Genomic DNA, 23,588 nt, shown 5'->3' on the forward strand with positions numbered 1-23,588 from the left:
ATGCAAGAAATTAAAAAAGACCCCCTATACCTGTTCATTAAGGATAGAGAATCCGTGATTAGAAATAAATTGCCACTACTATACTTTAGTGGTGAAGATGATAACCCAGCTAGTTTCTTAAGCCTATCACCGCAGGAGAAGACCACATTAGTAGCGTGGGTACTTAATACACTGGTCAAAGGTAAGAGCATTAATACAGATATTACTTCTTATGGAATTAAACATTTATTCGATAAGCCATTAAATGGTTTCTATGTCAAAAACGGAGTAATGAAAGGTGCAATGTTAATAGCTGGTTTCACGACTGACAATATTAAACAACGTAATTGGAGTTTCAACGTAGCAGAAGCGAGTTATAAGAACGTGCATAGAACTAACGCCCACACTCGCTATATAAACTTATTCAAGAATCGCCTACCCAATAAGGGAAAGGTGTCCCTATCATGATAAAACAAATACAATATTTTAATGGCACCAATATGGTTACAGCCAACCAAGGCAAGGACTATCAGGACGCCACTATACATAATGGACAGATACATCTAACCATAGAGTACGGACTTGAAAAGATTATCAAGACAAATAATTATGAATGTATTGAACTTGATGAAGAACTGTATTCGAAACGAAACATAAAGAAAGGCAATGATTAACTATGAAACCAAAGAAGATTTGCTCACATGCAGGTTGTAATACATTGATTGATTTTGACCAAAAGTTTTGTAGTAAACACAACGATGTAAGTAAGTGGCGCATGAGTTATGAGGGCAAGTACAGACAGTTCTACAAGTCTAAACGTTGGATAAGGGAATCAAAACAATTCTTAATTACTAATTGTGTTTGTGTGAAGTGTTTAGACGAAGGAATTATTAAAAAAGCAGATGTTGTTGATCACATTGTACCGTTGAAGGTGGATTGGTCTAAAAGATTTGATCACAACAACTGGCAAGCACTATGTCACAGACATCACGGAGAGAAGACAGGAGCCGAGCAACGAGCCCGTACGAACTCCCCCACAAGTTTTAGGGGGGCTACCTTACAAACGCCTAGGGGCCGGTGAGGACTTTTCTGTGAACAAAAAGCCAAGAAAATTAGCTACTCTAGTATCTTATTTATTAAATTATGAAAGGACTTGATTAAATGGCAAGTGGAAGACCACCGAAATTGACGGCATACGATGGTAATATTTCAAACCAGACTAAAGCCGATAAAGAAAACACTGAAAAACAGTTATTCAGTTATAAGGATCTAAACAGTAACCCTCCCGACTATCTCAAGGGTGAAGCATTGAAAGAATGGACTCACATTGTTCCATTGCTTAAAAAAGATAGTCCAATATCAGAACTAGACCGCGGTATGATTGTCGCTTATTGCAACACGTACGGACTTATGGTTGATTGTCAGAACGCACTTAATGAGTCAGGTACGTTTGATAGTAATGGCAAGAAAAGTCCTTATCTAGTCACACAGCAACAAGCAACGCGAGACTTAAAGAGCTATGCAACAGCCTTGGGACTAACGCTAGAAAGTCGCTCCAAGTTGGAATACACCAAGGCAAAGAATGCAGAGCCTGACGACCCTTACAGTGACATGCTGGAAAGTATTTGATGAGTGCAGCACAGGAATACGTTGACGCAGTCCTAAACGGGGACGTCATAGCTGGCAAGAAAATTATACAGGCTTGTCAGCGATTCAATAAGGATATGGAGCGACAGAGAACTAATGACTTTCCTTATTATTTTGATGAAAACATCGAAACAACGGTACTTAAATTTACCGAGTCATTGCCGACCACTGACGGTAAGAAGTTGAAACTTGCACGCTTCCAGAAATGGTTGTTATCAAACTTGTATTCGTGGCGTGAGGTCGGTACTGGTAACAAACGATTCGATCGGGCTTTTATCTCAATGGCACGTAAGAATAGTAAAACTTATCTAGCCTCAACAATGGGCGCTATTGCGCTTCTAATAGAAAGTGAACCCGAACAAGGTAGACAGATACTATTTACAGCAAATGCCGTTAAACAAGCACGTTTAGGCTATGACATGATGGCTAGTGAACTAAGACAAGCATGTAAACAATCACGGCTACTGGCTGGACGTTTGAAGATTAATAACTCACGTATTACTGACAAATCGAGTAATAGTTTTGCTACTGCTCTATCAAGCGACACAAGCACGTTAGATGGATACGGTGCATCATTCGCAATATGTGACGAGTTCCACGAAAGTAAGACACGCAAAGTTTACGATGCTATCAAGTCAGGAATGAACAACCAGAAGAATGGATTACTGGCAATTATCAGTACAAGCGGACTAGATACCAATTGCCCTATGTATGAAGACTATCAATTCTTATCCAAAATACTTGCTGGTAAAGATAACGCCGATCGGTATTTTATAGCCATTTGGGAAATAGACCCCGAGGACAAAGAAACTCTATTGGATCACCCAGAAGTATGGATAAAGGCAAACCCGTTATTTGAAATTGAAGAAGTTAAAACAACAATGATGGCATCAATACGCGATGACTTGGAACTTGGAGTTAAGCAAGATAATGCAGTACCCGTATTAGTTAAAAACTTCAATGTTTGGGAAAACGCTAAAACTAATCAGTTTATGGCAATTGAGGACTGGACAAAAGCACAGATTGACCACAAACCAGATATCACTGGCAAACCTGTATGGATCGGTATTGATTTATCCAAGACTAATGACTTATCAAGTGTTAGTTGGTTGGTTCCACTTGATAACAAACAATTCTTTATTGATTCGTTTTCATTCGTTGGGACTAAAGGCGGTATTGATACCAAAGAACGCCGTGACAATATCAGTTATAGAAGACTTGAACAACGTGGAGAATGCGAAATAAGCACCCTAGAAAGTGGCATTATTGACTATTCAAGGATATATGACTTTATCAATAAGTTAATTGATGATAACAAACTGGACTTACAAGCCATTTGTTACGATCCCTACAACGCTAACACCTTGATCACTGACTTAGAAAAGCAAAATTATCCAATGGTTGAAGTAAGACAAGGAGCCATCACTTTATCAATACCAATCCGAGAGTTTCAGGAACAGATTTATAACAATCAGATTGTACACAGTGATAACAAACTACTTACATACGCGGTTAACAATGCCGTATTGCGGTACGACTCACAGAACAACGTACTAATTGATAAGACTCAATACACAACCAGAATTGACCCACTTGCGGCGTTACTTGACGCGTTCACGATCGGTAAAAACTACTTTACGGAGGCAATCAATGCAAAAGCTAAAAATGAGTATTACAAATCAGACCAGTTTACTTTTTAAGAACTACCTACCAACTGTATTGCTGGTAGTTGGAATGGTAATGCTGACAATCTCAACAATGCTTATGGCAGGCTTTACATGGGCTTTATTTATAGCCGGTGTATTCACTATCATAATTGCGTTCTTACTTGATAAGGGGGTGTAAAATGCTACCGGCACCGCGATCACCCACAAGTAAATTGATTAAAAATAATAATGAAAGGAGTAATTAAATGACATTTTTTAAACCAGTCAAAGCAGACAGCCACAACGCCTTTATTGATGCTGTGACTAGTCTAACAAGCGATGACAACACCACTTACTATGGTGTAAATGCAATTAAAAACAGCGATGTTTTTAGTGCAATTAGAATACTAGCCAGTGACGTGGCAAGTAGTCCAATAGAGCTACACAAAGGCCCTAAACCTACTAAAGCTGACAAGTATTACAGCTTATTGAACAATCGCCCTAACGATCAAGTTGATGGTTATAACTTCAAGTATGCACTAATGGTTAACCTACTGCTAAACGGTAACGCGTTCGCTGAAATTGATAACCCTGACGATCCGCAAGAGTTGCAACTAGTTAAAAACTCCAGTATGGAAGTTAAGCAAGATGACGAAACCGGTAGACTTATATACCTTGTCAGCAACTCCAAAGGACGACAGCGCCGAGTTAATCCCGATCACATTTTACATTTCAAGTGTTTCACCATGGACGGCATTACTGGTACAAGTCCTTTAATGAGTTTACGTGATGAGTTGGAAATACAAAACGCCGGTAACAAAATGCTTGCCAGCTTTTATAAGAATGGTATCAACTCAAACGGTATCTTAAAGGTTAAAGGATCGGACTTAGATGCTGACGCCAAGAGTAACATTCGCACAAAGTTTGAAGCAGCCAACGCGGGTGCTAGTAATACATCACGTGTAATGATTTTGGACGAGGGACAAGAATATACACCAATGGAGGTTAACAGTGACGTAGCAAAGTTGGTAAATTCTAACGACTGGACAAGTAAACAAGTCGCCAAGGTATTTGGACTTTCCAGCTACCAATTAGGTATTGAAGAAAGCCATTCCAGCGTTGAACAAACTAACTTGAACTATGTTAATGGAACTTTAAGACATTGGTTTGATACTTTCAGTTCCGAGCTTAATTTTAAGTTATTGAGTGGCGCTGACAAGTACAATTTCAGCTTCAATACTGATGTGTTACTCACTACCGAACCCAACGCGGTGTTAGAAAACGCGATAAAAGGTATTCAAGGTGGTGTTTTAACCATTAATGAAGCCAGAGAAAAAATGAACCTACCCCCAGTAGATGGCGGTAATAATTTATTGGTAAGTTTGAACTATACGCACTTAGATAACATGGACGCCTACCAAAATTCAAAGAATACAGGAGAAAAATAAATTTGAATAATGAAGACAAAGAAAAACGCTTGAATACAGATGCCGGCTTATCCGCTCAACCTACCAAAGATGATGGACAAGAAAACACTGACTCAAACGCTCAACAAAAAGATAATAACACAAACGATAAGAAAACATTAAGTGGTTATGCCATTGTGTTTGGACAACCTAGCAAGGATCTAGGAGGTTTCAAAGAAGTAATTGACAAGGGCGCACTTGATGACGTTGATTTATCAGACGTGTACCTTGTTAACAATCACGACCTATCGCAAGTTCTAGCAAGTACCAAAGCTGGTACATTGAAACTCGATACTGACGATAAAGGACTACATTTTGAAGCACAACTACCAGATACAACAACGGCCAACGACACGTACGAAAATGTCAAAGATGGCAATATCTCAAGTATGAGTTTTAGTTTTGTCACTTCTAAAGACGGCGACGAGTTCACTAAGGACGATCAAGGCAATGTAATTAGAACCATCAAACAAGTTAAATCATTGTTCGATGTGAGTCTGGTAGCCATTCCAGCGTATGACGATACCAACGTACAAGTAAATAAAAGATCTTATGAAGAATTTTTAAACAATAACAAAAAGGTGGAAAAAAATATGGAACAAACAATTATTGATAACGCAAACACAGAAACAAGAAGTTTTGAGGACTATATCCGTTCAGAGGGTGAACAGCGTGACGGCTTGACAACTGAAAGTGCTAAGGTCGTAGTACCTAGTGAAGTAATCAAAGATGTATTTGATCTAAAACGCAGCAAGTACAACCTAGCTCAATACGCAACAACTAAAAATGTTGGTACCGCAGTTGGTAATTATCCCGTTGCAACTAATCAAACAGCCACACTAGCAACTAAGGAAGAACTTGCCGAAATCGCGGACGTTGATGCTGATATGTTTAAGGGTGTTGATTATAAAGTAACTACAAGAGCCGGAAAAATTTATTTGTCTAATGAACTAGTCGAAGACTCTGAAGTAAACATTGTTTCAGAAGTTAAAGCACAACTTCAAAAGTTGGTAGATAATACTGACAATTCAAACATCATGGATCTATTGAAGACATTTACTAAGGTTTCAGCAACAAGCATTGACGACCTTAAAAAAGTTTATAATGTTGACCTTGATCCAGCACTTAATAAGTCAGTAATCACTAATCAATCGGGTTTTAACTGGCTTGATACATTGAAAGATTCAGATGGGCGTTATATCTTGCAACCAAGTATTTCAGCACCAAGCGGTAAATCATTGTTTGGATCAGATGTAATTGTTGTAAGTGACAATTTATTTGCAAACTCCAAGGCTGGAGCATTCCCAATGGTTATTGGTGATATTGCACAATCAGTATTTCTAGCACGTAAGAACCAAGTGCAAGTACAATGGGACCAATTCGACAGTTACTCTCAAGGTCTTTCAGTAGTCGTACGCAATGACTATAAAAAGATTGATGAAAACGCAGCACGATATGTTGAAATCACACCAGCTACTACACCCGCAGCTTAATAATTAATAATTGGTATCGGTAAAATGCCGGTACCTTTTTATTTAATGGTTATACAAGTGGTAACAACCCTTTAAGGGTTTCCGTGTACGCCGAAGTGGCGTGTACAAACTATGACCAGAAAACTAGATGCAGTCATACCCGGACTGTCAATTTGTCGGTTCAGGGCTATTGTTCAAAGATGAATAACCAATAAGAGGCACCCAATTTTGAACACCCACATACATTAATTAAAATGATGAAAGGAAGTTATTATAAATGGTTAACGTTCAGGATCTAAAAAATAGTTTACGTATCACTCACACGTTAGATGATGACTTACTACAACGCTACCTTGATACAGCAACGGCATACGTTACTAATGCAGTTAACAGTAACGTTGACAATAAAGAATATGGCAAGTACAAACAATTCGATTTTGCAGTTAGTTTACTAGCTCAATACTGGTACAACAACCGTGGAATTGAATTGAAGAAACAAATACCAATTGAGGTTTTAGCAATGATACAACAATTAAGGGGGCTACTTTAATGGCTAAACTAGTAAATAGTCCTAGTGAACTTAACGAAGTTATAGAGTTTTCCAAACTTGGATATTATGAAGATGAGCTTATGAACCAGATTGAAGAAGATGTAAAACTTTTTAGTACATGGTGTAAAGTTATGACCCAATCACTCAAAGACTTTTCTGGCGAGGCACGCGGGTATATCACAGATAAAACTGTATTCATTATAAGATATGATCAGCCACAACCAATTGATGGAAATATGAAAGTACATTGGAATGGCGATGTATATGAGATCACTGATATACTTAGAGATACAGCAGCTAAACAGTACGATAAGATTATTTGTAAGAAACTTAAATAATTACAGGAACGCCAGCAATGGTGCTCTTTTTTTTACCCGATTAGATGACTCACTAACGAGCGCAAAAAAAATAAGATATCCGTTAAGATACCTTATCCCATGCCATGCAGCATATGTTAATTTGATGTTTTCGTGACGTCAGCGTGACTCACTTTTTTCTAAAATCAGTGATAATCGGTGAAAAGTAAAAAAATGCAAAATATTGATTTATCAGTAGTTTGAGGAGTTATGCACACCCCTAAAATCTATCAATGATCCCTCCCGGAATCGAACCGGGGACCTACTGCTTAGGAGGCAGTTGCTCTATCCAACTGGGCCAAGGGACCATAATGACACTACTAATAATAGTGCCACCAAATTATTACAATGTAAAGATGATTTAATCTTGTTTGTGATTTGAAGAAGGTGCACGTCTCTTACCTTTGTTCTTCTGGTCACGAAGACGCTTCTTAGGTTTAGCTTTTGGTTTAGTAACTTGAGCCTGACGTTTTTCCTTACGATAAGTTTGTTTATCAGAGAATGTTCCGTCACGATTCAAGAATACTTTTTTAACTTCTTCATCCGTGAATTCTTGAAGATTTCTAAAGTCATGACTATTACCGAAGGTAACAACATTACCAGCCTTACCCATTCTACCTGTACGTCCAGCACGGTGAACATACTCACTATTATCACGTGGAATCATATAATTGATAATAGTTGTGACATCATCGATATCCATACCACGAGCAGCAACGTCAGTAGTCAACATCAAATTAACTTTTTTACTAGCAAATAGTTGTAAAGCTGACTTACGTTGTTGTGAAGACATCTTACTATCAAGCGCAACGTAATTCGTCTTGTTGTAACGCAAATCACTGATAACTTTGTGTAATGATCGAGAATTATTGAAGAAGACAATTCCTTTGAACTTCTTATCATGTGCCATTTCTCTGATCAGCGCATTCTTAGTGTTATCGGTCGCAGCATTGATGAAGAAGTGCTTGATCCCAGCAGTATATGAACTATCATCACGTTGGTCGATCATCAAGAAGTCTTGGCCAAACCACTTGCGCATATCCTTGAAGATCTCATTTCCAGTAGCTGAGAAGAATGTCATCTGAACATCCCCCGGCATTTGAGAAATTGCATCACGAACAGGTTCAAGCTTTGATTCATTCAACATTTCATCCGCTTCATCAACGATAACCGTTTGAATCTTACCAGGCTTCACTTTACGTGCTTCAACTAATTCGTTCAAACGACCCAAAGTAGCAACGAGAATTTCAGGCTTCTCTTTGAGTTTCTTCAATTGACGTTGTGGATTGGCTCCCCCAGTAACGGCCTGAACACTGCAACCAACAGCCTTAGCTAAGGGTTGCAAAACAGTTCTAACTTGGATAGCTAATTCTTGTGATGGCTCTAAAATCAAAACTTGCAGACCATCTTCTGGTACTAAGGTTTCGATCATTGGCATAGCAAAGGCCAGAGTCTTACCTGAGCCAGTTGGTGCCATAGCAATCAAGTCTTTGCCCTCTTTGAATGGCATGTAGACTGATTCTTGGATCTTAGTTAATGTTTCAAAGTTATTTTCCTTAAAATAATCTTGATATAATTTTGGTATTTCCACTTTATTCTTCCTTATCCGCTTCAAAAACAAGTCCGGCGCTGGTTCTGGCTTGTTCTAGCACTCGATTTACTTTTTTAGCATAATCGAATAGTTTTTCGTAAGCTTTGGTATCTTTTTCATTCATAATCCTAGCGAACTCAATTGTCTCAGAATCCATTGGATTATCGCTCTTATTAGTTGGAATCTCAGTTAGCTTCTTCTCTTCATTAGCTTCTGTAACACGATTGATATCCCCAGCACTATCCATCAATAATGTCTTCTTACCAAAGTAGATCTCTGAAGGCATGTATGAATTCTTAGTTTTGCCAATCAAAATATTAACGTCGAACTTGTCATATTTCAATGTAATACTACCTGAACCATCAATTCCTGAACTCAAAATCTCTGGCTCATAGTCAACTGAATTAGGAGCTCCAAATAATACTACAGCATCATAGACTGGATATACACCTAAATCGTACAATGCCCCACCAGAAAATTTGGGATTGAAGATATTTGGCAAGTTACCAGCTAAAAAGGCATCATAACGACTTGAATATTTAACATATGACAACGTTGCTCCACTCAAACTATCACGATTGTTATCGACATAGTTTTGCACAGTCTTAAAGATTGGTTCATGAATCTGTCTAGCAGCTTCAAAAACATAAACACCCTTAGCATGAGCCAAAGTATCTAGAATTGAAAATTCACGTACATTTGATGTGCTTGGCTTCTCCAAAACCACATTCTTACCATTTTCAATAGCAAGACGTGCTTGTGCGAAATGCAAAGCATTTGGTGATGCAATATAAACCGTATCAAAATCATCACTAGCAAGAAATTTGTTAATATCGTCACTCAAGTTAATGCCAGACTTATTCATCTTATCGACAAACTCTTGCGCCTTTTCCTCAGTACGAGAATAAACATGTGTCAATTTAAACGACTCTGTTTCCTCCGCTGCTTCAATAAACTGTTGCGTGATCCAATTTGTCCCGATTATACCTAAACTTCTCATAAAATCACCTCATCTATTTAAGTAGAAAAAGCACGGCTTTTTTTTCTTACAAAATCTACCGGCTTTTTCCGCTCTCTGTCTATAATTCTACTTATATCCTCAAACAATTACCACCAAAAACGTTACAGGTCTTACCAAACTGTTGTAAGATATTACTTTACGGATAAATTTAGGAGTTTTTATAATGGAAAAAGAAACAGATAAATTAAAAAGAGAACTGGGATTCTTTCCTGCTCTCTCCACTGTCATGGGCTTAGTAATCGGTGGCGGGGTCTTCTTTAAGATTTCAAGTGTTACAGCTGCGACTGGATCAGCAAGTCTAACCATTTTCGTCTGGCTACTAGCTGGTTTTATTACCATCAATGCTGGTTTAACTATTGCGGAATTGGCTGCGGCATTGCCAGTTGCTGGTGGTATTTACAAATATATCGAATACATTTACGGGAAGGTTCCAGCTTTCATGCTGGCTTGGGCACAGTCAGTTATCTACTATCCTGCAGGAATCTCTGCATTATCTATTATTTTTGCCACACAAGTGATCAATCTTTGCGGATTGTCCGCTGGCTTGAGAATACCCATTGCTATTGCTCTTGTAGTCTTCATGTATGCCGTCAATCTTCTCGGCGCAAAAGCTGGTGGTGCTATCCAATCAGTTGCCCTTATTGCCAAACTGATTCCTATTGTTTTGATTGTCCTAGTAGGGCTATTCACACATTCAAGTAACAATGTCTCTTTATTTCCAATAACTTCTGGAAGTCATCCCGACTTCTGGTCTTCAATGGGTGGCGGATTACTAGCAACAATGTTTGCTTTTGATGGTTGGATGAATGTTGGTAATCTAGCTGGAGAAATGAAGAAACCTGAAAAGGATCTATCAAGTTCAATTATTATTGGACTATTCTTGATTACTCTAATATACGTACTAATAAGTTTCGTATTCATCAAAGAATTACCATTCCATTTGATTCCTGGTAACCAAAATGCGGCTTCAGAAGCAGCCATTAATATCTTTGGTGACATCGGGGGCAAAATTGTTACTATCGGTATTTTGATTTCAGTTTTCGGAGCGGTCAATGGCTACACAATGACCGGACCACGTGTAAGTTACGTGTTGGGTGCTGATGACGAAATAATCTTTAGTAAGTTCTTCGCTAAATTAACTAAGAATAGTCGCATCCCTGCAAATGCTGCACTTATCCAGACGATTATTGCCATCATCATGGTCTTCATGGGCAGCTTTGACTTTTTGACTGACATGCTGGTATTCGTTATGTGGATATTCTCAGTAATGATGTTCATTGGAGTATTCATCCTGAGAAAAAAAGAACCAGAACTAGTTCGACCGTATAAGATCAACTTCTATCCGATTCCACCAATAATAGCCATCATCGGTGGTGCTTATATCGTTATCTCAACTCTATTCAGACAACCTGTTCTTGCGGCAACTGGAATAGCTATAACACTACTGGGACTGCCAGTTTACTATTTACATCAATATAACAAAAAAAAGGGGTCGCTATAATGGCAGCTTCTTTTTTTTAACGTTATAATCTAAATGATTTTATAAACCCTGAAAATATTGTAGGTGTTGAAAATGGATAGTTTATTTAAAAATAAATTTGAACAAAAACTAGCTCATATAACTTTAAAATTACAAAAATTATTGTTCTATCGAATTATTCAGCGTACTGTTCTAATGATCTTCCCCTTCGTCCTATTTGGTGGATATATCAAAATCATTCAGATAACTGTTCTTGACAAGGATAGTTTCCTTACGGATATTCTCCCCAAACTTAACAATGACTTTATTTTTACCCAAATAAACGATATTGCTAATGTGCTCTACAGTCTAACTCTGGGATGGGTCGCAGTCATGGCGACCTTTGGTGCCGCTAAATATACCGCCAAATATTTTCACCGTGATGACCAATTAGCTGGGCTAACAAGTATCAGTTCGTTACTGATAATTTCATATGCATACTCCAAAGTACAGCCAATGTCCTTTCACGGAGAAGTATTAGGCATAAGAGGATTACTCTTCGCCATCTTGTTGGGGATGCTTGTCGGTTGGATCTTCAAGATATCCAGCTCATCAGCGCCCGACCACTTAACCAAACACCTATCTAGTAACATTCTTGAACGTACTTTCATATCTTTACGAGCAATCACTATTATTCTGATATTTTCAGTTATAATCAGTTTTTTGGTCAACATAACTTACTATTCTGACCTGCCAAATAACATCATGTATTCACTTGCTAACAACTATCGTAGTAAAAATCAGGTGATCCAATTATTAAGCACTTTAGGATTCTCATTTTATACTATCGTTGCTTCATTCTTTGGATGGTCAGGAATCTATTCTCCAATCGAAATAGAGAAGTCAGACCCTACAATTGTTGAAAACTTGAGCTATGCATTAACTCACCATACCGCTTGGGGATCTCCAAATTTATTTACCAGCAACACACTTTATCATCCTTTTGCGACTCTTGGAGGGACTGGCTCAGTCCTCGCTTTGATAATTGCTATATTCTTAGTTTCCAAGGATAACGACTTCCAGACCGTTGCCCGCTGGTCAATGATCCCAAGTATCTTTAACATCGGTAGCAGTGCGATGTCTGGTATTCCAGTTCTATTCAATATTATTTTTCTAATTCCATTCGTACTAGCACCACTAGCATGCATGTTATTGGCCGCAATCGTCCTTCAGTTGCATTTGATGCCGCCAAGTGTCTATCCGGTACCGACCGGAACTCCAGGCCTGCTAGAGGCATTTATTGGCACTGACGGTAGTTGGCAAGCTTTGATCTTCTCCATTATCTGCATGGCAGTCTCAGTTTATATTTACATTCCTTTTGTACGGATAGCTGAGAAGCTCAAGACAATTGACAACCTAGCTTTGGACGAGGGAGGCAATATCGATGAAAAGAACTAATCGCTTAAACAAAAGACCGCTTCAGAAGAAGCCATTAAAATATCTGATCATCCTATCTGTAATCTTGATCATTCTAGGTATCCCTTCATATATTTGGACAAAGAAAAACGTTGCTACAATGGCGGGAAGATATAATTCACCGATGTCCCCTATTATCATGATTCCTGGAAGCAGTGCTACAGTTGATCGTTTTGACAGCCTAGTAAAAACGATTAATAAGCAGTATGGTGAGCACCACAGTCTTTTGAAGCTAACTGTCCACACTGATGGTAAAATCACCTACAAGGGCACTATTCGCCCCAATGACGACCGTCCATTCATAGTAGTAGGCTTCATCAATAATCGGGATGGCTATAATAACATCAAGGATCAATCTAAGTGGTTCAATATTGCCTTCGATCAATTGAAAGAACGATATCGATTCAGTAGTTTTGATGCCTTCGGGCATTCTAATGGTGGATTGATCTGGACGTACTTTCTTGAGAATTACTTCGACGATTCATCGATCAACATGGATTCCCTACTGACAGTTGGAACTCCATACAACTTCGAAGAAAAGAATAGTTCCAATAGAACCCAGATGCTAAACGATTTTATTAAGGGTAAGGACAAATTGCCAAGTGACCTGACATACTACTCGATTGCCGGAACACAGCTATATACAGATGACGGGATCGTTCCAATTGGAAGTGTCGATGCTGGTAAATATATCTATGAAGGTGTCATCAAGCACTACACGCTCATAACCCTTACAGGTAGTAAGGCTCAGCATTCTGATATGATCACAAACAACCAATTTATTTCAATTTTCCATCAGTATATTATTGGGAACAAATTAAATAATCCAAATGATAATAACAATAAAAAAGCTCCACAAGTTACCAGATAAATTATATTGTCAAGCCAAAACGCCATTATTTAGATATTAATAATGACGTTTTCTTTGTAGCAAACGGTGTCTAAACTTGTTTTTAATTCAGTGCTTGAATACAATTGTTTATTATAGGTAATACTGTACAAGGAGGTGTCAGAATGCTGCCAGTCTATTTGTTGGAAGATGACAATGTCCAGCGAGAGAATTATTCAGATTTTATACACAATAGCATTATGATCAACGATGCTGATATGGAACTCAAACTGGTTACTGGCACAACTGATGAATTATTTGATTCCTTGGATAAACAAACCAAAGGACTATTCTTTCTTGATATGGAAATAGCTGATAACAAAACTGCAGGTTTAGAAGCCGCAGAACAGATCAAGAAGCTCATACCATTGGCTCAAATAGTCTTCATTACTACTCACGATGAATTGACGTTGATCACCCTTGAACGAAGAATTGCCCCGCTCGATTACATAATCAAGAACAAAGGTATGGATGCTATCAAAAAGAGCATCAATAATGACATTGCTTTAACTCAGCACTATTTTGAAAACTTTGCTCATCATTCTCGTAATTTATTTAACTACAAAATTGGAAGTCGCTTCTTCTCAGTTCTAATGGATGATGTCATCATGCTATTCACGGAAAAGGCTGCTCCAGGTCAGGTTACTCTGATCACTAAGAATCAACGTGGATCATTTATGGGATCACTGAATTCATTAGAAACACAGTATCCAGATCTGTTCCGTTGTGATCGCAGCTACCTAGTTAACTTGGATAATGCCAGAACGTATGACAGTAAAAGTCGTGTATTAACATTCATCGATGATTCTTTTTGTAAAGTCTCATTCCGAAAGAGTCGCGAATTAATGAACTCCCTAGAAACTAAAATTAAATAAGAGAACATAATACTTCTGAGCATAACTAAAAAACCTCGTATTTACGTAGTAAATGCGGGGTTTTTGGGTTAAACAGAAGAAGTTATGTTACTAGTTTAATGAATTCTGTAGTTATTCCACAGCTTCTTAGTTTGTAATTCTATTCAATTAAGCTTCTGATTGTTTTTCAATCTCTCTTTGTTCTCTACCTACTAGTTTGTCCAAACTGACATCGTAAACATCAGCGAATTTAATCATCGTGTAAATATCTGGCGTTCTTGTATTATGTTCATACTTTGAAATTGTTGTTATATCAACATGCAGCATATTTGAAACTTCACGTTCTGAAAGATTTCGCTCTTTACGAAGAATTCTCAAATTGTCACCTAATTGTAGGTTTCCACTAATACGAATTTCCTCTCCCATGAAATACCTCAATTCTATTCTTCTTAAAATTAACACGTATGTATATATTATTTCATAAGTTTTTTTCTCTGCAAAAAAAACTTATAAACGTAAAATTTTCACCTATAAACGTAAAATCTCCAGTTAAAATTACCAATATCTTGTTTTAAATGTAAAATATCCCTACAATTATTTGGTTAAGTTCGAACTCGCTATCGATCTACGGAAAGGAATAGGTTCATCTAACAACCTTATGTTATATATACGAACTGATTTAGGACTCATTGAAAACTTCTTCATTTTATTCGCAACCATGGAATTGTTTCACTTTTTTAATAAGGAATTTAAGTATTACTACTTGGTCAACGATATAGTATTATCAGCCGCCTTTGCAGTATTGGGGTTATACACTAATGATTCATTTTTGCTATTCTTCGTATTATTTATGCTAGGAATACAGATACTGCAAAATAAGGCCCATCGTCTCAATTATAATAACGGCATTGCACTTGTTCTAGCTGCTAATATTCAACTGATCTTATCCAGTCTCAGTACATACATCACTAGTTTCATCATCTTCTTTAGGGTCAAATGCTGGAATGTTCATGCTCTAGAAGAATTCCAGAACACTTTTGTCCCACTATCATTGTTGATAAATGTCATTCTATTATTTATCCTCGTCTCAATCGTCAGTGTTCTAGATTATCAAATAATGCAAGTCAGACACAACATAATTCGTTATCACCTGGGTAAAAGGGTCTTTATTTCATTATTCACACTATTGTTAACGCTCATGATCATTCTTGTTGTCAGTGATATTCAAGAAGTCACCGCCGTAATTCAAATGGGAATAGTTTTAGCATTCACCGTTGTGACTGTATCCACCTATTGGCAGACGATAGTTTTCATTCAATCATACACCATGCGCAAAGAAGCTAGCGAGGCCAACGAACGTATCAAAGAGATGGATGACTATCTGACTAGTTCACAACAACAATACGAAGATCTGCGAAAGTTCAAGCACGACTTTCAAAACATTCTCCTATCGCTAGGACAGGTCGTAAATGACCAAAGTTCCGATGAAATTAAAAGATATTATCACGATTTGATGAATCAACAATCCAACTTCAAGAAACTACAAAAAAATAATTTAGTTGAGTTAAGAGCAATTAAAAGCAAGCCACTTCAGAGTCTACTAACTCAAAAATATTTCATTGCTAAAGCCAAAGGAATCAAAATAAACTTTGAATTCAACGACTCTGATTATGAAATAAAAAAGAATGATCTCTCGATCATTCGTATAATTGGCATTTTAATTGATAATGCTATCGAGTATGTACAAGAACTAGACGAAAGGAAGTTCACTTGCGTATTTCTAAAATCCTCAGGAACAATTGAGATAACCGTTGCTAATCAATTGAAGGAGACTATTAATATTAATCAAATCTTCAAATCAGGTTATTCGACTAAAGATAATCATCAAGGTTATGGCTTGGCCAATATCAAAAATATTACCGACAATTCAAAAAACTTATTCATGGACGCCAAAATCGTCAATGAATATCTGATGATGACGCTAATTGTATTACAAAATGAGGAAGTTTAGGCTTCCTTTTTTATTTTTACATTAGTTAAGTGCTTACATTGACTACAAATCAAAATACCTCAACAAGCATCAAAATAGCGCCGATAAACATTGATCCGCCAACTATCCCATACCAAGATGCTAATGCATTAAATATAAATATTCTTTTGAAACCCTTTCCTTCTGGTACCGTAAAATACCCAATAGAAGCAAACAATTGCCAGAATGCAATAATCAGCATTCCGATTGCCACAAATGTGCGACCTATCATAGTAACCCCCCTCAGGATTATATTCTAACTACATTTTGACCTAAAAAAATAGTGAGGTCAAGGTTATATCCACCTTAATCTCACTATTAATTATTATTAGTTATTTTCTAGTTAATCTAGTTACTGATTCAATATGATTTGTCATTGGGAACATATCTACTGGAGTAGCATCGCCAATTTCATATGTGTCACTCAATAGCTTAAGATCTCTTGCCAATGTGGCAGGATTACAACTGATATAAACAATCTTCTTTGGCTTGATATTATTGATTGATTCGATCAATGAATTTGCCAAACCTTTACGAGGAGGATCGACCATCAATACATCGACCTTCTTCTTATCCTTAGCCCATTCATTCAAGACAGTCTCAGTCTTACCAACGATGAAGTCAGCATTCTCGATTCCGTTGATCTCAGCATTTCTCTTAGCATCTTCAACAGCATCAGCTACCATTTCAATACCAGTAACATGCTTAGCTTGGTCAGCTAGTGACAATCCAATTGTACCAATACCAGAATAGGCATCGACAACATTTTCTTTTCCAGTTAATTCTGCCTTTTCAACAGCTAACTTGTACAAACGTTGTGTTTGTGTAGGGTTAACTTGGTAGAAAGAACGTGGTGAGATTCTGTATGTGTGACCCAAGATCTCATCATCAATATAAGGACTACCGGCAAGAAGCAACATATCTCTACCCAAGATTACGTTAGTAACCTTTGAGTTGATATTTAAGTACAATGACTTAACTTCTTGATTAGCCATGATTTCTTGAGAAATTTCTTTGTAATGTGAAATATCACGAACACGTGATACCAATACAACCATCATTTCGCCAGTGTAATATGCACGACGAACCATGATAGTACGGATTTGACCTTTGTTCTTAGATTCTTCAAATCCACGGACGTTATATTTACGAAGAATATCACGAACGCGCTTGATTTCAGCATCTATCTTAGGATCTTGAATCAAGTAATCTTCCATAGGAATCAAGTCATGTGAATGTCTACGGTAAAATCCTGAAGTAAGCTTGCCGTCGATTTGACGTACAGGAACTTGTGCCTTGTTACGGTAGTGGAATGGATCATCCATACCGATTGTTTCATTGGCATCAATATCCAATTTAGCTTTTTGGAAGTCGATTTTGATTTGCTTTTGCTTGAACTTCAATTGTTCTGAGTACTTTAAGTGACTCAAGGGAGCAATTCCTGTTTGTACATAGACATTATCAATATTTTCCACACGGTCTGGTGACTTCTTGATAATATCAAGTGCTTTAGCGAAGCCATAACTCTTACCGACCTTCAAAATAACGGCATTAACAACTTCGCCAGGTAATGCATTATCGACAAATAATGTAAAATCATCAACTTTAGCGACACCCTTACCTTCATAAGATAAGTCTTCGATATTTAATTCTACTTTGTCATTCTTTTTAATATTTGGTTTTTCCATATTCCATCCTTTACGCAAAAAAGGGTGGCTGTTATTTCTCGTTCAGCCGCCCTTTTAGCAATTATTCGTCTAATTTTTTCTCTTCTTCAATAATCTTTTCACCGGCATCTTTTTCAGCAAGTGTTGGATCATCTAATGCTTTCAAGGGAATTGAATCAACATTGGCATAGATATTCAAATGTCCATGAAGATTCTTAAATTCCATTGGAGCATCCCCACCATACTCACCATCAAGATTGACCATGATACGATTATCATCATTGGCTTTAACACTAAGATTCTTTGTCTTAGTATAAATAATCTTGGGATTATAAACGTGACGACCACCATTTAGGACTAGAGTGATCAAATGAATCAAGTCACGCAGATTTGTTTCCTTAACAATAATAAGTGAAAATGTACCATCACCAATTACTGAGTTAGGAGCAATCTGTTCCATTCCACCGATCGAATTAGTTAATCCAATCAGGAACATTGTGGCTTTACCATCAAATACACCCTCATCATATTCAATGTGCATGTCAATCGGACTGATTCTAGGCAACATTTCTGCACCTTTAACCAGGTATGCTAGATAACCAAGAATTGACTTATATGCTGATGGTACTTCATAAGTTAGTTCTGTCATCGAACCACCACCGGCAATATTGATAAAGTAGCTTTTGCCAGCCTTACCAACATCGATTGGCATCTTTTGGCCCTTAAGAATAACTTTGGCAGCTTCCACAACATCATCACGTGGAATCTTCAAAGCACGAGCATAATCATTGGTTGTTCCGGCAGGAATGATTGCCAACTCCGGACGTTTGTCCAAGCCAGAAATACCATTAACAACTTCGTTAATAGTTCCATCACCACCAGCAGCAATGATCAGATCAAAGCCTTCTTTGGCCACACGCCTAGCCTCATCTTGAGCAGAGTTCTCTTTTGGGGTAGTACGAAAAGCACTAGCTTCATAGTCGGCTTTTTCAATGATATTTAAAATATCTCCTACATTGTTTCTCAGTGTTTCATGCCCTGAGCTAGGATTATATATCAACCTTGCACGCATAAAAGTTCTCCTCACTAACGATTGTTTAGCTCGGCCATTAGGATCTTGTTAACAACTTTGGGGTTAGCTTGTCCATGTGTTTGCTTCATAATTTGTCCAACTAAGAAACCAACTGCACGATCTTTACCATTCTTAAAGTCATCAATTGATTGTTGGTTATTGTCTAGAATATCCATAATCATTGGCTTCAATACTGCTGGGTCTGATTCTTGAACCATACCCTTTTCTTTAACCCATCCTTCAGGCTCTGTTCCATTACTGATAGTTTCTTGGAAGACCTTTTTAGCAATCTTAGAAGAAATAGTTCCATCAGAAATCAACTTAATCATCGTTGATAAGTGCTCTGGTGTCAACTTAGTATCGAGTAATCCAATCTTCTTTTCATTCAAATAAGCGTTAACTTCACCCATTAACCAGTTAGAAATTAATTTTGGATTTGCGCCAAAACTGACAGCTTCATCAAAGAAGTCTGACATTTCCTTAGTATCTGTTAGAACACCAGCATCATATTCAGGAATTCCTAATTCATTAATATAACGTTCACGACGTTCTTGAGCGGGTTCTGGTAAGCTTGCTTTGATTTCCTCAACCCATTCTGGTTTGATTTCGAAGTCAGGCAAGTCTGGTTCTGGGAAATAACGATAATCATCGGCACCAGACTTAACACGCATTAAGACTGTTTCTCCAGATTTTTCGTCAAAACGTCTTGTTTCTTGTTCGATCTTGCCACCATTCTTTAGTACAGCAGCTTGACGTTTTTCCTCATATGCTAAGCCAAGTTTGACGTAGTTAAATGAGTTAAGGTTCTTTAGTTCGACCTTAGTACCATAAGTATCTGATCCAACTGGTGTGATAGAGATATTAGTATCAACACGCATTGAACCTTCTTCCATCTTAACGTCAGATGCGCCAGTAAATTGAACAATTTGACGAAGTTTTTCTAGGTATTGATATGCTTCTTCAGGAGAATGCATATCAGCCTTTGAAACGATTTCGATAAGTGGTGTACCTTGACGGTTCAAATCGACATAAGAATAACCGTTGTTTCCGTGGGTATTCTTACCGGCATCTTCTTCGACGTGAAGTTCAGCGATACCGATTCTCTTCTTCTTGCCATCAACTTCAATTTCAATATATCCATCATGACCCAATGGCTTGTCACTTTGTGTTAATTGATAAGCCTTAGGATTATCTGGGTAGAAATAGTTCTTACGATCAAAATGCGTATGGTTTTCTATTTGAGCATTTAATGCAAGTGCAACCATAACACCTAATCTATATCCTTCTTTATTTACAGTTGGTAATGTTCCTGGAAAACCAAAATCAATAACGTTGGTATTAATATTTGATTCAGCACCATAAGCAACTGGTGAAGGACTAAACATTTTTGACTTTGTCTTAAGCTCAACGTGAACTTCTAGACCGATAGTAGTTTCAAAATTCATTAGTCTTCCCCCTTTAATGCAGTTGGTATTTGTTCATAGAATTTATTCTCTTCTTGTAATGCATAAGCAGCATTAAAAATAGCTTGTTCATTGAATGGTCTAGCCATGATTTGTAATCCTACTGGCATACCATCAGCTAATCCTGCAGGAACTGAAGCAGCTGGAAGACCAGCCAAGTTAGCAGGGATAGTTAAGATATCATTCATGTACATTGCTAGAGGGTCATCGATTTTATCACCGATCTTGAAGGCTGTACTTGTAGTTGAAGGTCCCATGATGAAATCGTGGTCTTCTAGAACTTTGTTCATTTCTTCGATAAATAGAGTTCTAACTTGGGCTGCTTTCTTAAAGTATGCATCATATGCACCAGCTGAAAGAGCGAAAGTACCTAACATAATACGACGTTTAACTTCTGTACCAAATCCTTCGGATCTTGAGTTAACGAACAAGTCCTTGATGTTCTTAACATCCTTAGCACGGAAACCATAACGTACACCATCGTATCTTTGTAAGTTAGATGATGCTTCACTTGATGCTAAGACATAATAAACTTCAACAGCATGTTTCAATGCAGGAAGACTTACTTCATCGACAGTAGCGCCAAGCTTCTTGTATGTTTCAAGAGCCTTATTAACTTGTGCAATAACCTCAGGGTTAGTTCCTTCATGCCAGAATTCCTTAGGAACGGCAATTCTTACACCAGTCATATCCTTGCTTAAATTAGCACGATAATCAGGAACTTCCTTCTCTGAACTAGTACTGTCATGTTCATCATGACCAGCAATAGCTGAAAGAACTGTAGCTGAATCTTCAACACGTTTTGACATGACACCAACTTGATCAAGACTTGACGCAAAGGCGATAACACCCCAACGAGATACACGACCATAAGTAGGTTTGATTCCAAAAATACCATTGAATGATGCAGGTTGACGAATTGAACCACCAGTATCTGTACCAAGAGCAGCAATTACTTCACCAGAAGCAACAGCAGCAGCTGAACCACCTGATGAACCACCAGGAACTGTATCCAAATTCCAAGGATTATGTGTATCACCAAAGTATGATGTCTCAGTTGATGAACCCATTGCGAATTCATCCATATTTGTTTTACCAATGTTGATAGCACCAGCAGCTTCTAGTTTTTCTAGGACTGTAGCACTATAAACAGGCATGAAGTTATACAAGATCTTACTTGCAGCTGTTGTCTTGATACCGTTACTTACGATATTGTCTTTGATTGCAATTGGGATACCTGATAGAGAACCCTTGATGCCATCATTATCAACTTTTTCAGCATCTTTAACTGCATCATCATTAACTGTGATGAAAGCGGAAATATCTTTTTCCTTATCTTTCATACCATTTAATGTTTGATCAGTTAATTCTTTTGAAGTTAATTCTTTATCAGCTAACTTCTTGTGCAATGAATCAATAGTTTCGTTTAAATAATTCACTATTCGTCTTCCTCCTTAGCAACAATCGTAGGTACTTTGATCAGGTTATCTTCAGATTCAGGGACATTCTCAAACATTTGCTCTCTTGTTTGAGTATGAATACCCTTATCTTCACGGAATGTTGTACTTGTATCACCCATGTTGTATGTAGGTTCAACGCCATCTGTATCAACACTGGCCAAGTTACTTTCCATATCAACGATTTTGCCTAGTTGACTAACAAAACTATCAACTTCATCATCTTTTAATTTTAGATTTGCTAATTCAGCAACATGTAAAATTTCATCTTTTGAAATCATTAAAATTCTCCTTAATCAAGCTACACAAAGCGTATTACTACAAAGTACTACGTTTTGCGTAACTCTTTTTCTATTAGTCCGCATCAAAAACATGTGAGTAGAACTTATTATTGGTACGTGTAACAACTGATTGCTGACTATCTACAGTTTGAATGTTGATATCAAGATCTGCATTCGAAGGTAGATACTTAGTTGCACTTTGTTGTACGAATTGAGTAAAACTAGTTATCTGCGCTAAACCATCGAATTGAGTATTAATGGTAATGTCCATTGACTTCAAGTTATTCCCATCATAATGAGCCTGTGCTGTAACACCGGACAAATTAGGGAAGTAATCTTGAATATTATTCTTGAAGTTTGCGAACGCATCAGAATCACCACTATTAATAGCAGTTTGATTATTTACCACTGGTAATACTTGATTCTTAAAGTTCAATTCTTTCCAATTGCCTAAGTCGCCACTCTTACTTACAGAATATTGGAAATAAGTTCCACCAACTAGAGTGTCTTCTGGTGCAACTGAATACAATCCAACTGTAATTGGAATATTTCCAACGTTACTCTTCTTACGTAGTCGTTTAACGACTTCTTTGGCAATACGTTCACCTTGGGCTTTTTGTTCTTCTCTACTAATAGTAGTTTGATAAGTTGCACCGTATTGTTTCTTTTGGTAGTAATCGATCTTGTTCATAGCAATACCAATTGAAATACCGGCCAGCTTATACTTACCATCTTGCTTTTGAAGATAATCTTCTTCAAGCATTTGTTGGAAGTACATTGGCGCACGTTTTGTTTCACTCTTTGAACCATTTGAAGCCGGATTCAATCCATCCGGGTTCTTCTTTGACTTGCGTCCCAACCAGTCAGTAACAGTAGAAGAAGATAAGACTTGTCCCTCTTGGAAGACGTATGAATTAGTTGAAAATTCTTTCTTCGACAAATTCAAAAGTCCACTTTCAAAACTACGGCTATTGAAAGCATTGCTATTATCAGCAGCCGTTATTCCTGAAATTGAACTAGTCTTGTACTTACCATTACTCATCAAAACATCATATGAACTTGTATCTGATGAACTAGCTGTTTGAACAGTACTTTTGCCACTATCACTACTTCCAGACGACAATCCAGAATCTTGTAAATTACCACAAGCAGTTAAAAGAAGCGAGCACATTATTACTAGTGCCGTAGCTTTTACGAATTTTTTCAAAACTTT

General features: G+C 37.5%; 23 protein-coding genes and 1 tRNA gene. 13 read left to right on the forward strand and 11 right to left on the reverse strand.

Annotated elements, in window-relative coordinates:
• From EKM66_RS04925 to EKM66_RS04960, 8 genes are all read left to right on the forward strand, one after another.
• Complete coding sequence (locus EKM66_RS04925) at positions 1–447, forward strand: hypothetical protein (protein WP_125762282.1); 447 nt, start codon at positions 1–3, stop codon at positions 445–447.
• Positions 448–754: 307 nt separating this feature from the next.
• On the forward strand, positions 755–1,060 hold the full coding sequence (locus tag EKM66_RS04930; RefSeq protein WP_318530617.1) for an HNH endonuclease: 306 nt from the start codon (positions 755–757) through the stop codon (positions 1,058–1,060).
• 80 nt (positions 1,061–1,140) lie between these two features.
• On the forward strand, positions 1,141–1,608 hold the full coding sequence (locus EKM66_RS04935; RefSeq protein ID WP_125762285.1) for a phage terminase small subunit P27 family: 468 nt from the start codon (positions 1,141–1,143) through the stop codon (positions 1,606–1,608).
• Positions 1,608–3,326 carry a terminase large subunit gene (locus tag EKM66_RS04940; RefSeq protein WP_125762287.1) on the forward strand — a complete coding sequence of 573 codons (1,719 nt, stop codon included), beginning with the start codon at positions 1,608–1,610 and terminating at the stop codon, positions 3,324–3,326. Before EKM66_RS04935 ends, EKM66_RS04940 begins: the two co-directional genes overlap by 1 nt.
• A 212-nt stretch (positions 3,327–3,538) precedes the next feature.
• A complete protein-coding gene (locus EKM66_RS04945; protein ID WP_125762289.1) occupies positions 3,539–4,720 on the forward strand; it encodes a phage portal protein in 1,182 nt (393 codons plus the stop codon).
• Between the two features lie 2 nt (positions 4,721–4,722).
• Entirely contained in the window at positions 4,723–6,231 is a 1,509-nt protein-coding gene (locus EKM66_RS04950) for a phage major capsid protein (protein WP_125762291.1), read from the forward strand.
• Between the two features lie 256 nt (positions 6,232–6,487).
• The gene (locus tag EKM66_RS04955) at positions 6,488–6,760 is read left to right on the forward strand and encodes a head-tail connector protein (RefSeq protein WP_125762293.1); all 273 of its coding nucleotides are present in this window, start codon (positions 6,488–6,490) and stop codon (positions 6,758–6,760) included.
• Positions 6,760–7,098: a phage head closure protein gene (locus tag EKM66_RS04960; protein WP_125762295.1), complete on the forward strand. Its 339-nt coding sequence runs from the start codon at positions 6,760–6,762 to the stop codon at positions 7,096–7,098. Before EKM66_RS04955 ends, EKM66_RS04960 begins: the two co-directional genes overlap by 1 nt.
• 252 nt (positions 7,099–7,350) lie before the next feature.
• Here the strand turns inward: EKM66_RS04960 and EKM66_RS04965 are convergent.
• The 3 genes from EKM66_RS04965 to EKM66_RS04975 form a co-directional block, all read right to left on the reverse strand.
• Positions 7,351–7,424 (reverse strand) — tRNA-Arg (locus tag EKM66_RS04965).
• A 53-nt stretch (positions 7,425–7,477) separates the two neighbouring features.
• The gene (locus EKM66_RS04970; protein ID WP_125762296.1) at positions 7,478–8,707 is read right to left on the reverse strand and encodes a DEAD/DEAH box helicase; all 1,230 of its coding nucleotides are present in this window, start codon (positions 8,705–8,707) and stop codon (positions 7,478–7,480) included.
• Between the two features lies 1 nt (position 8,708).
• A complete protein-coding gene (locus EKM66_RS04975) occupies positions 8,709–9,707 on the reverse strand; it encodes a Gfo/Idh/MocA family protein (protein ID WP_125762297.1) in 999 nt (332 codons plus the stop codon).
• 184 nt (positions 9,708–9,891) lie between these two features.
• On the opposite strand from EKM66_RS04975, the gene EKM66_RS04980 reads away from it, so the two are divergent.
• The 4 genes from EKM66_RS04980 to EKM66_RS04995 all read left to right on the forward strand — a co-directional run bounded on the left by EKM66_RS04980 (position 9,892) and on the right by EKM66_RS04995 (position 14,427).
• Positions 9,892–11,229, forward strand: a complete 1,338-nt coding sequence (locus tag EKM66_RS04980; RefSeq protein ID WP_125762298.1) for an APC family permease — start codon at positions 9,892–9,894, stop codon at positions 11,227–11,229.
• A 72-nt stretch (positions 11,230–11,301) separates the two neighbouring features.
• Positions 11,302–12,645 (forward strand): PTS transporter subunit EIIC, encoded by a 1,344-nt coding sequence (locus EKM66_RS04985; protein WP_125762299.1) that lies wholly within the window; start codon positions 11,302–11,304, stop codon positions 12,643–12,645.
• Complete coding sequence (locus tag EKM66_RS04990) at positions 12,632–13,534, forward strand: alpha/beta hydrolase (RefSeq protein ID WP_125762300.1); 903 nt, start codon at positions 12,632–12,634, stop codon at positions 13,532–13,534. Before EKM66_RS04985 ends, EKM66_RS04990 begins: the two co-directional genes overlap by 14 nt.
• Positions 13,535–13,677: 143 nt before the next feature.
• Positions 13,678–14,427 carry a response regulator transcription factor gene (locus tag EKM66_RS04995; protein WP_125762301.1) on the forward strand — a complete coding sequence of 250 codons (750 nt, stop codon included), beginning with the start codon at positions 13,678–13,680 and terminating at the stop codon, positions 14,425–14,427.
• A 147-nt stretch (positions 14,428–14,574) separates the two neighbouring features.
• Here the strand turns inward: EKM66_RS04995 and EKM66_RS05000 are convergent, their stop codons facing one another.
• Positions 14,575–14,832, reverse strand: a complete 258-nt coding sequence (locus EKM66_RS05000; RefSeq protein ID WP_125762302.1) for a helix-turn-helix domain-containing protein — start codon at positions 14,830–14,832, stop codon at positions 14,575–14,577.
• A gap of 232 nt (positions 14,833–15,064) precedes the next feature.
• On the opposite strand from EKM66_RS05000, the gene EKM66_RS05005 reads away from it, so the two are divergent.
• A complete protein-coding gene (locus tag EKM66_RS05005; protein WP_125762303.1) occupies positions 15,065–16,417 on the forward strand; it encodes a GHKL domain-containing protein in 1,353 nt (450 codons plus the stop codon).
• A 49-nt stretch (positions 16,418–16,466) separates the two neighbouring features.
• Here the strand turns inward: EKM66_RS05005 and EKM66_RS05010 are convergent, their stop codons facing one another.
• The 7 genes from EKM66_RS05010 to EKM66_RS05040 all read right to left on the reverse strand — a co-directional run bounded on the left by EKM66_RS05010 (position 16,467) and on the right by EKM66_RS05040 (position 23,582).
• Positions 16,467–16,667, reverse strand: a complete 201-nt coding sequence (locus tag EKM66_RS05010) for a hypothetical protein (protein WP_125762304.1) — start codon at positions 16,665–16,667, stop codon at positions 16,467–16,469.
• A gap of 100 nt (positions 16,668–16,767) precedes the next feature.
• Complete coding sequence (rlmD, locus tag EKM66_RS05015; RefSeq protein ID WP_125762305.1) at positions 16,768–18,123, reverse strand: 23S rRNA (uracil(1939)-C(5))-methyltransferase RlmD; 1,356 nt, start codon at positions 18,121–18,123, stop codon at positions 16,768–16,770.
• Between the two features lie 61 nt (positions 18,124–18,184).
• Positions 18,185–19,174 carry a diacylglycerol kinase gene (locus tag EKM66_RS05020; protein ID WP_125762306.1) on the reverse strand — a complete coding sequence of 330 codons (990 nt, stop codon included), beginning with the start codon at positions 19,172–19,174 and terminating at the stop codon, positions 18,185–18,187.
• A 14-nt stretch (positions 19,175–19,188) separates the two neighbouring features.
• The gene (gene gatB / locus EKM66_RS05025) at positions 19,189–20,619 is read right to left on the reverse strand and encodes an Asp-tRNA(Asn)/Glu-tRNA(Gln) amidotransferase subunit GatB (RefSeq protein WP_125762307.1); all 1,431 of its coding nucleotides are present in this window, start codon (positions 20,617–20,619) and stop codon (positions 19,189–19,191) included.
• Positions 20,619–22,076 carry an Asp-tRNA(Asn)/Glu-tRNA(Gln) amidotransferase subunit GatA gene (gene gatA / locus EKM66_RS05030; RefSeq protein WP_125762308.1) on the reverse strand — a complete coding sequence of 486 codons (1,458 nt, stop codon included), beginning with the start codon at positions 22,074–22,076 and terminating at the stop codon, positions 20,619–20,621. Before gatA ends, gatB begins: the two co-directional genes overlap by 1 nt.
• Positions 22,076–22,375 carry an Asp-tRNA(Asn)/Glu-tRNA(Gln) amidotransferase subunit GatC gene (gatC, locus tag EKM66_RS05035; protein ID WP_125762309.1) on the reverse strand — a complete coding sequence of 100 codons (300 nt, stop codon included), beginning with the start codon at positions 22,373–22,375 and terminating at the stop codon, positions 22,076–22,078. Before gatC ends, gatA begins: the two co-directional genes overlap by 1 nt.
• Before the next feature lie 73 nt (positions 22,376–22,448).
• Positions 22,449–23,582: a CamS family sex pheromone protein gene (locus EKM66_RS05040; RefSeq protein WP_125762310.1), complete on the reverse strand. Its 1,134-nt coding sequence runs from the start codon at positions 23,580–23,582 to the stop codon at positions 22,449–22,451.
• Between the last annotated feature and the right edge of the window lie 6 nt (positions 23,583–23,588).

The sequence above is a fragment of the Companilactobacillus hulinensis genome (assembly GCF_003946555.1).
In the GTDB taxonomy this organism is placed as follows: domain Bacteria; phylum Bacillota; class Bacilli; order Lactobacillales; family Lactobacillaceae; genus Companilactobacillus; species Companilactobacillus hulinensis.

What these genes read in the sequence shown, in the direction of transcription:
- EKM66_RS04925 (WP_125762282.1), top strand. Translation starts at nt 1, where the DNA reads ATGCAAGAAATTAAAAAAGACCCCCTATACCTGTTCATTAAGGATAGA.
- EKM66_RS04930 (WP_318530617.1), top strand. Translation starts at nt 755, where the DNA reads ATGAGTTATGAGGGCAAGTACAGACAGTTCTACAAGTCTAAACGTTGG.
- EKM66_RS04935 (WP_125762285.1), top strand. Translation starts at nt 1,141, where the DNA reads ATGGCAAGTGGAAGACCACCGAAATTGACGGCATACGATGGTAATATT.
- EKM66_RS04940 (WP_125762287.1), top strand. Translation starts at nt 1,608, where the DNA reads ATGAGTGCAGCACAGGAATACGTTGACGCAGTCCTAAACGGGGACGTC.
- EKM66_RS04945 (WP_125762289.1), top strand. Translation starts at nt 3,539, where the DNA reads ATGACATTTTTTAAACCAGTCAAAGCAGACAGCCACAACGCCTTTATT.
- EKM66_RS04955 (WP_125762293.1), top strand. Translation starts at nt 6,488, where the DNA reads ATGGTTAACGTTCAGGATCTAAAAAATAGTTTACGTATCACTCACACG.
- EKM66_RS04960 (WP_125762295.1), top strand. Translation starts at nt 6,760, where the DNA reads ATGGCTAAACTAGTAAATAGTCCTAGTGAACTTAACGAAGTTATAGAG.
- EKM66_RS04975 (WP_125762297.1), bottom strand. Translation starts at nt 9,707, where the DNA reads ATGAGAAGTTTAGGTATAATCGGGACAAATTGGATCACGCAACAGTTT.
- EKM66_RS04980 (WP_125762298.1), top strand. Translation starts at nt 9,892, where the DNA reads ATGGAAAAAGAAACAGATAAATTAAAAAGAGAACTGGGATTCTTTCCT.
- EKM66_RS04985 (WP_125762299.1), top strand. Translation starts at nt 11,302, where the DNA reads ATGGATAGTTTATTTAAAAATAAATTTGAACAAAAACTAGCTCATATA.
- EKM66_RS04990 (WP_125762300.1), top strand. Translation starts at nt 12,632, where the DNA reads ATGAAAAGAACTAATCGCTTAAACAAAAGACCGCTTCAGAAGAAGCCA.
- EKM66_RS04995 (WP_125762301.1), top strand. Translation starts at nt 13,678, where the DNA reads ATGCTGCCAGTCTATTTGTTGGAAGATGACAATGTCCAGCGAGAGAAT.
- EKM66_RS05000 (WP_125762302.1), bottom strand. Translation starts at nt 14,832, where the DNA reads ATGGGAGAGGAAATTCGTATTAGTGGAAACCTACAATTAGGTGACAAT.
- EKM66_RS05005 (WP_125762303.1), top strand. Translation starts at nt 15,065, where the DNA reads ATGTTATATATACGAACTGATTTAGGACTCATTGAAAACTTCTTCATT.
- EKM66_RS05010 (WP_125762304.1), bottom strand. Translation starts at nt 16,667, where the DNA reads ATGATAGGTCGCACATTTGTGGCAATCGGAATGCTGATTATTGCATTC.
- rlmD (WP_125762305.1), bottom strand. Translation starts at nt 18,123, where the DNA reads ATGGAAAAACCAAATATTAAAAAGAATGACAAAGTAGAATTAAATATC.
- EKM66_RS05020 (WP_125762306.1), bottom strand. Translation starts at nt 19,174, where the DNA reads ATGCGTGCAAGGTTGATATATAATCCTAGCTCAGGGCATGAAACACTG.
- gatB (WP_125762307.1), bottom strand. Translation starts at nt 20,619, where the DNA reads ATGAATTTTGAAACTACTATCGGTCTAGAAGTTCACGTTGAGCTTAAG.
- gatC (WP_125762309.1), bottom strand. Translation starts at nt 22,375, where the DNA reads ATGATTTCAAAAGATGAAATTTTACATGTTGCTGAATTAGCAAATCTA.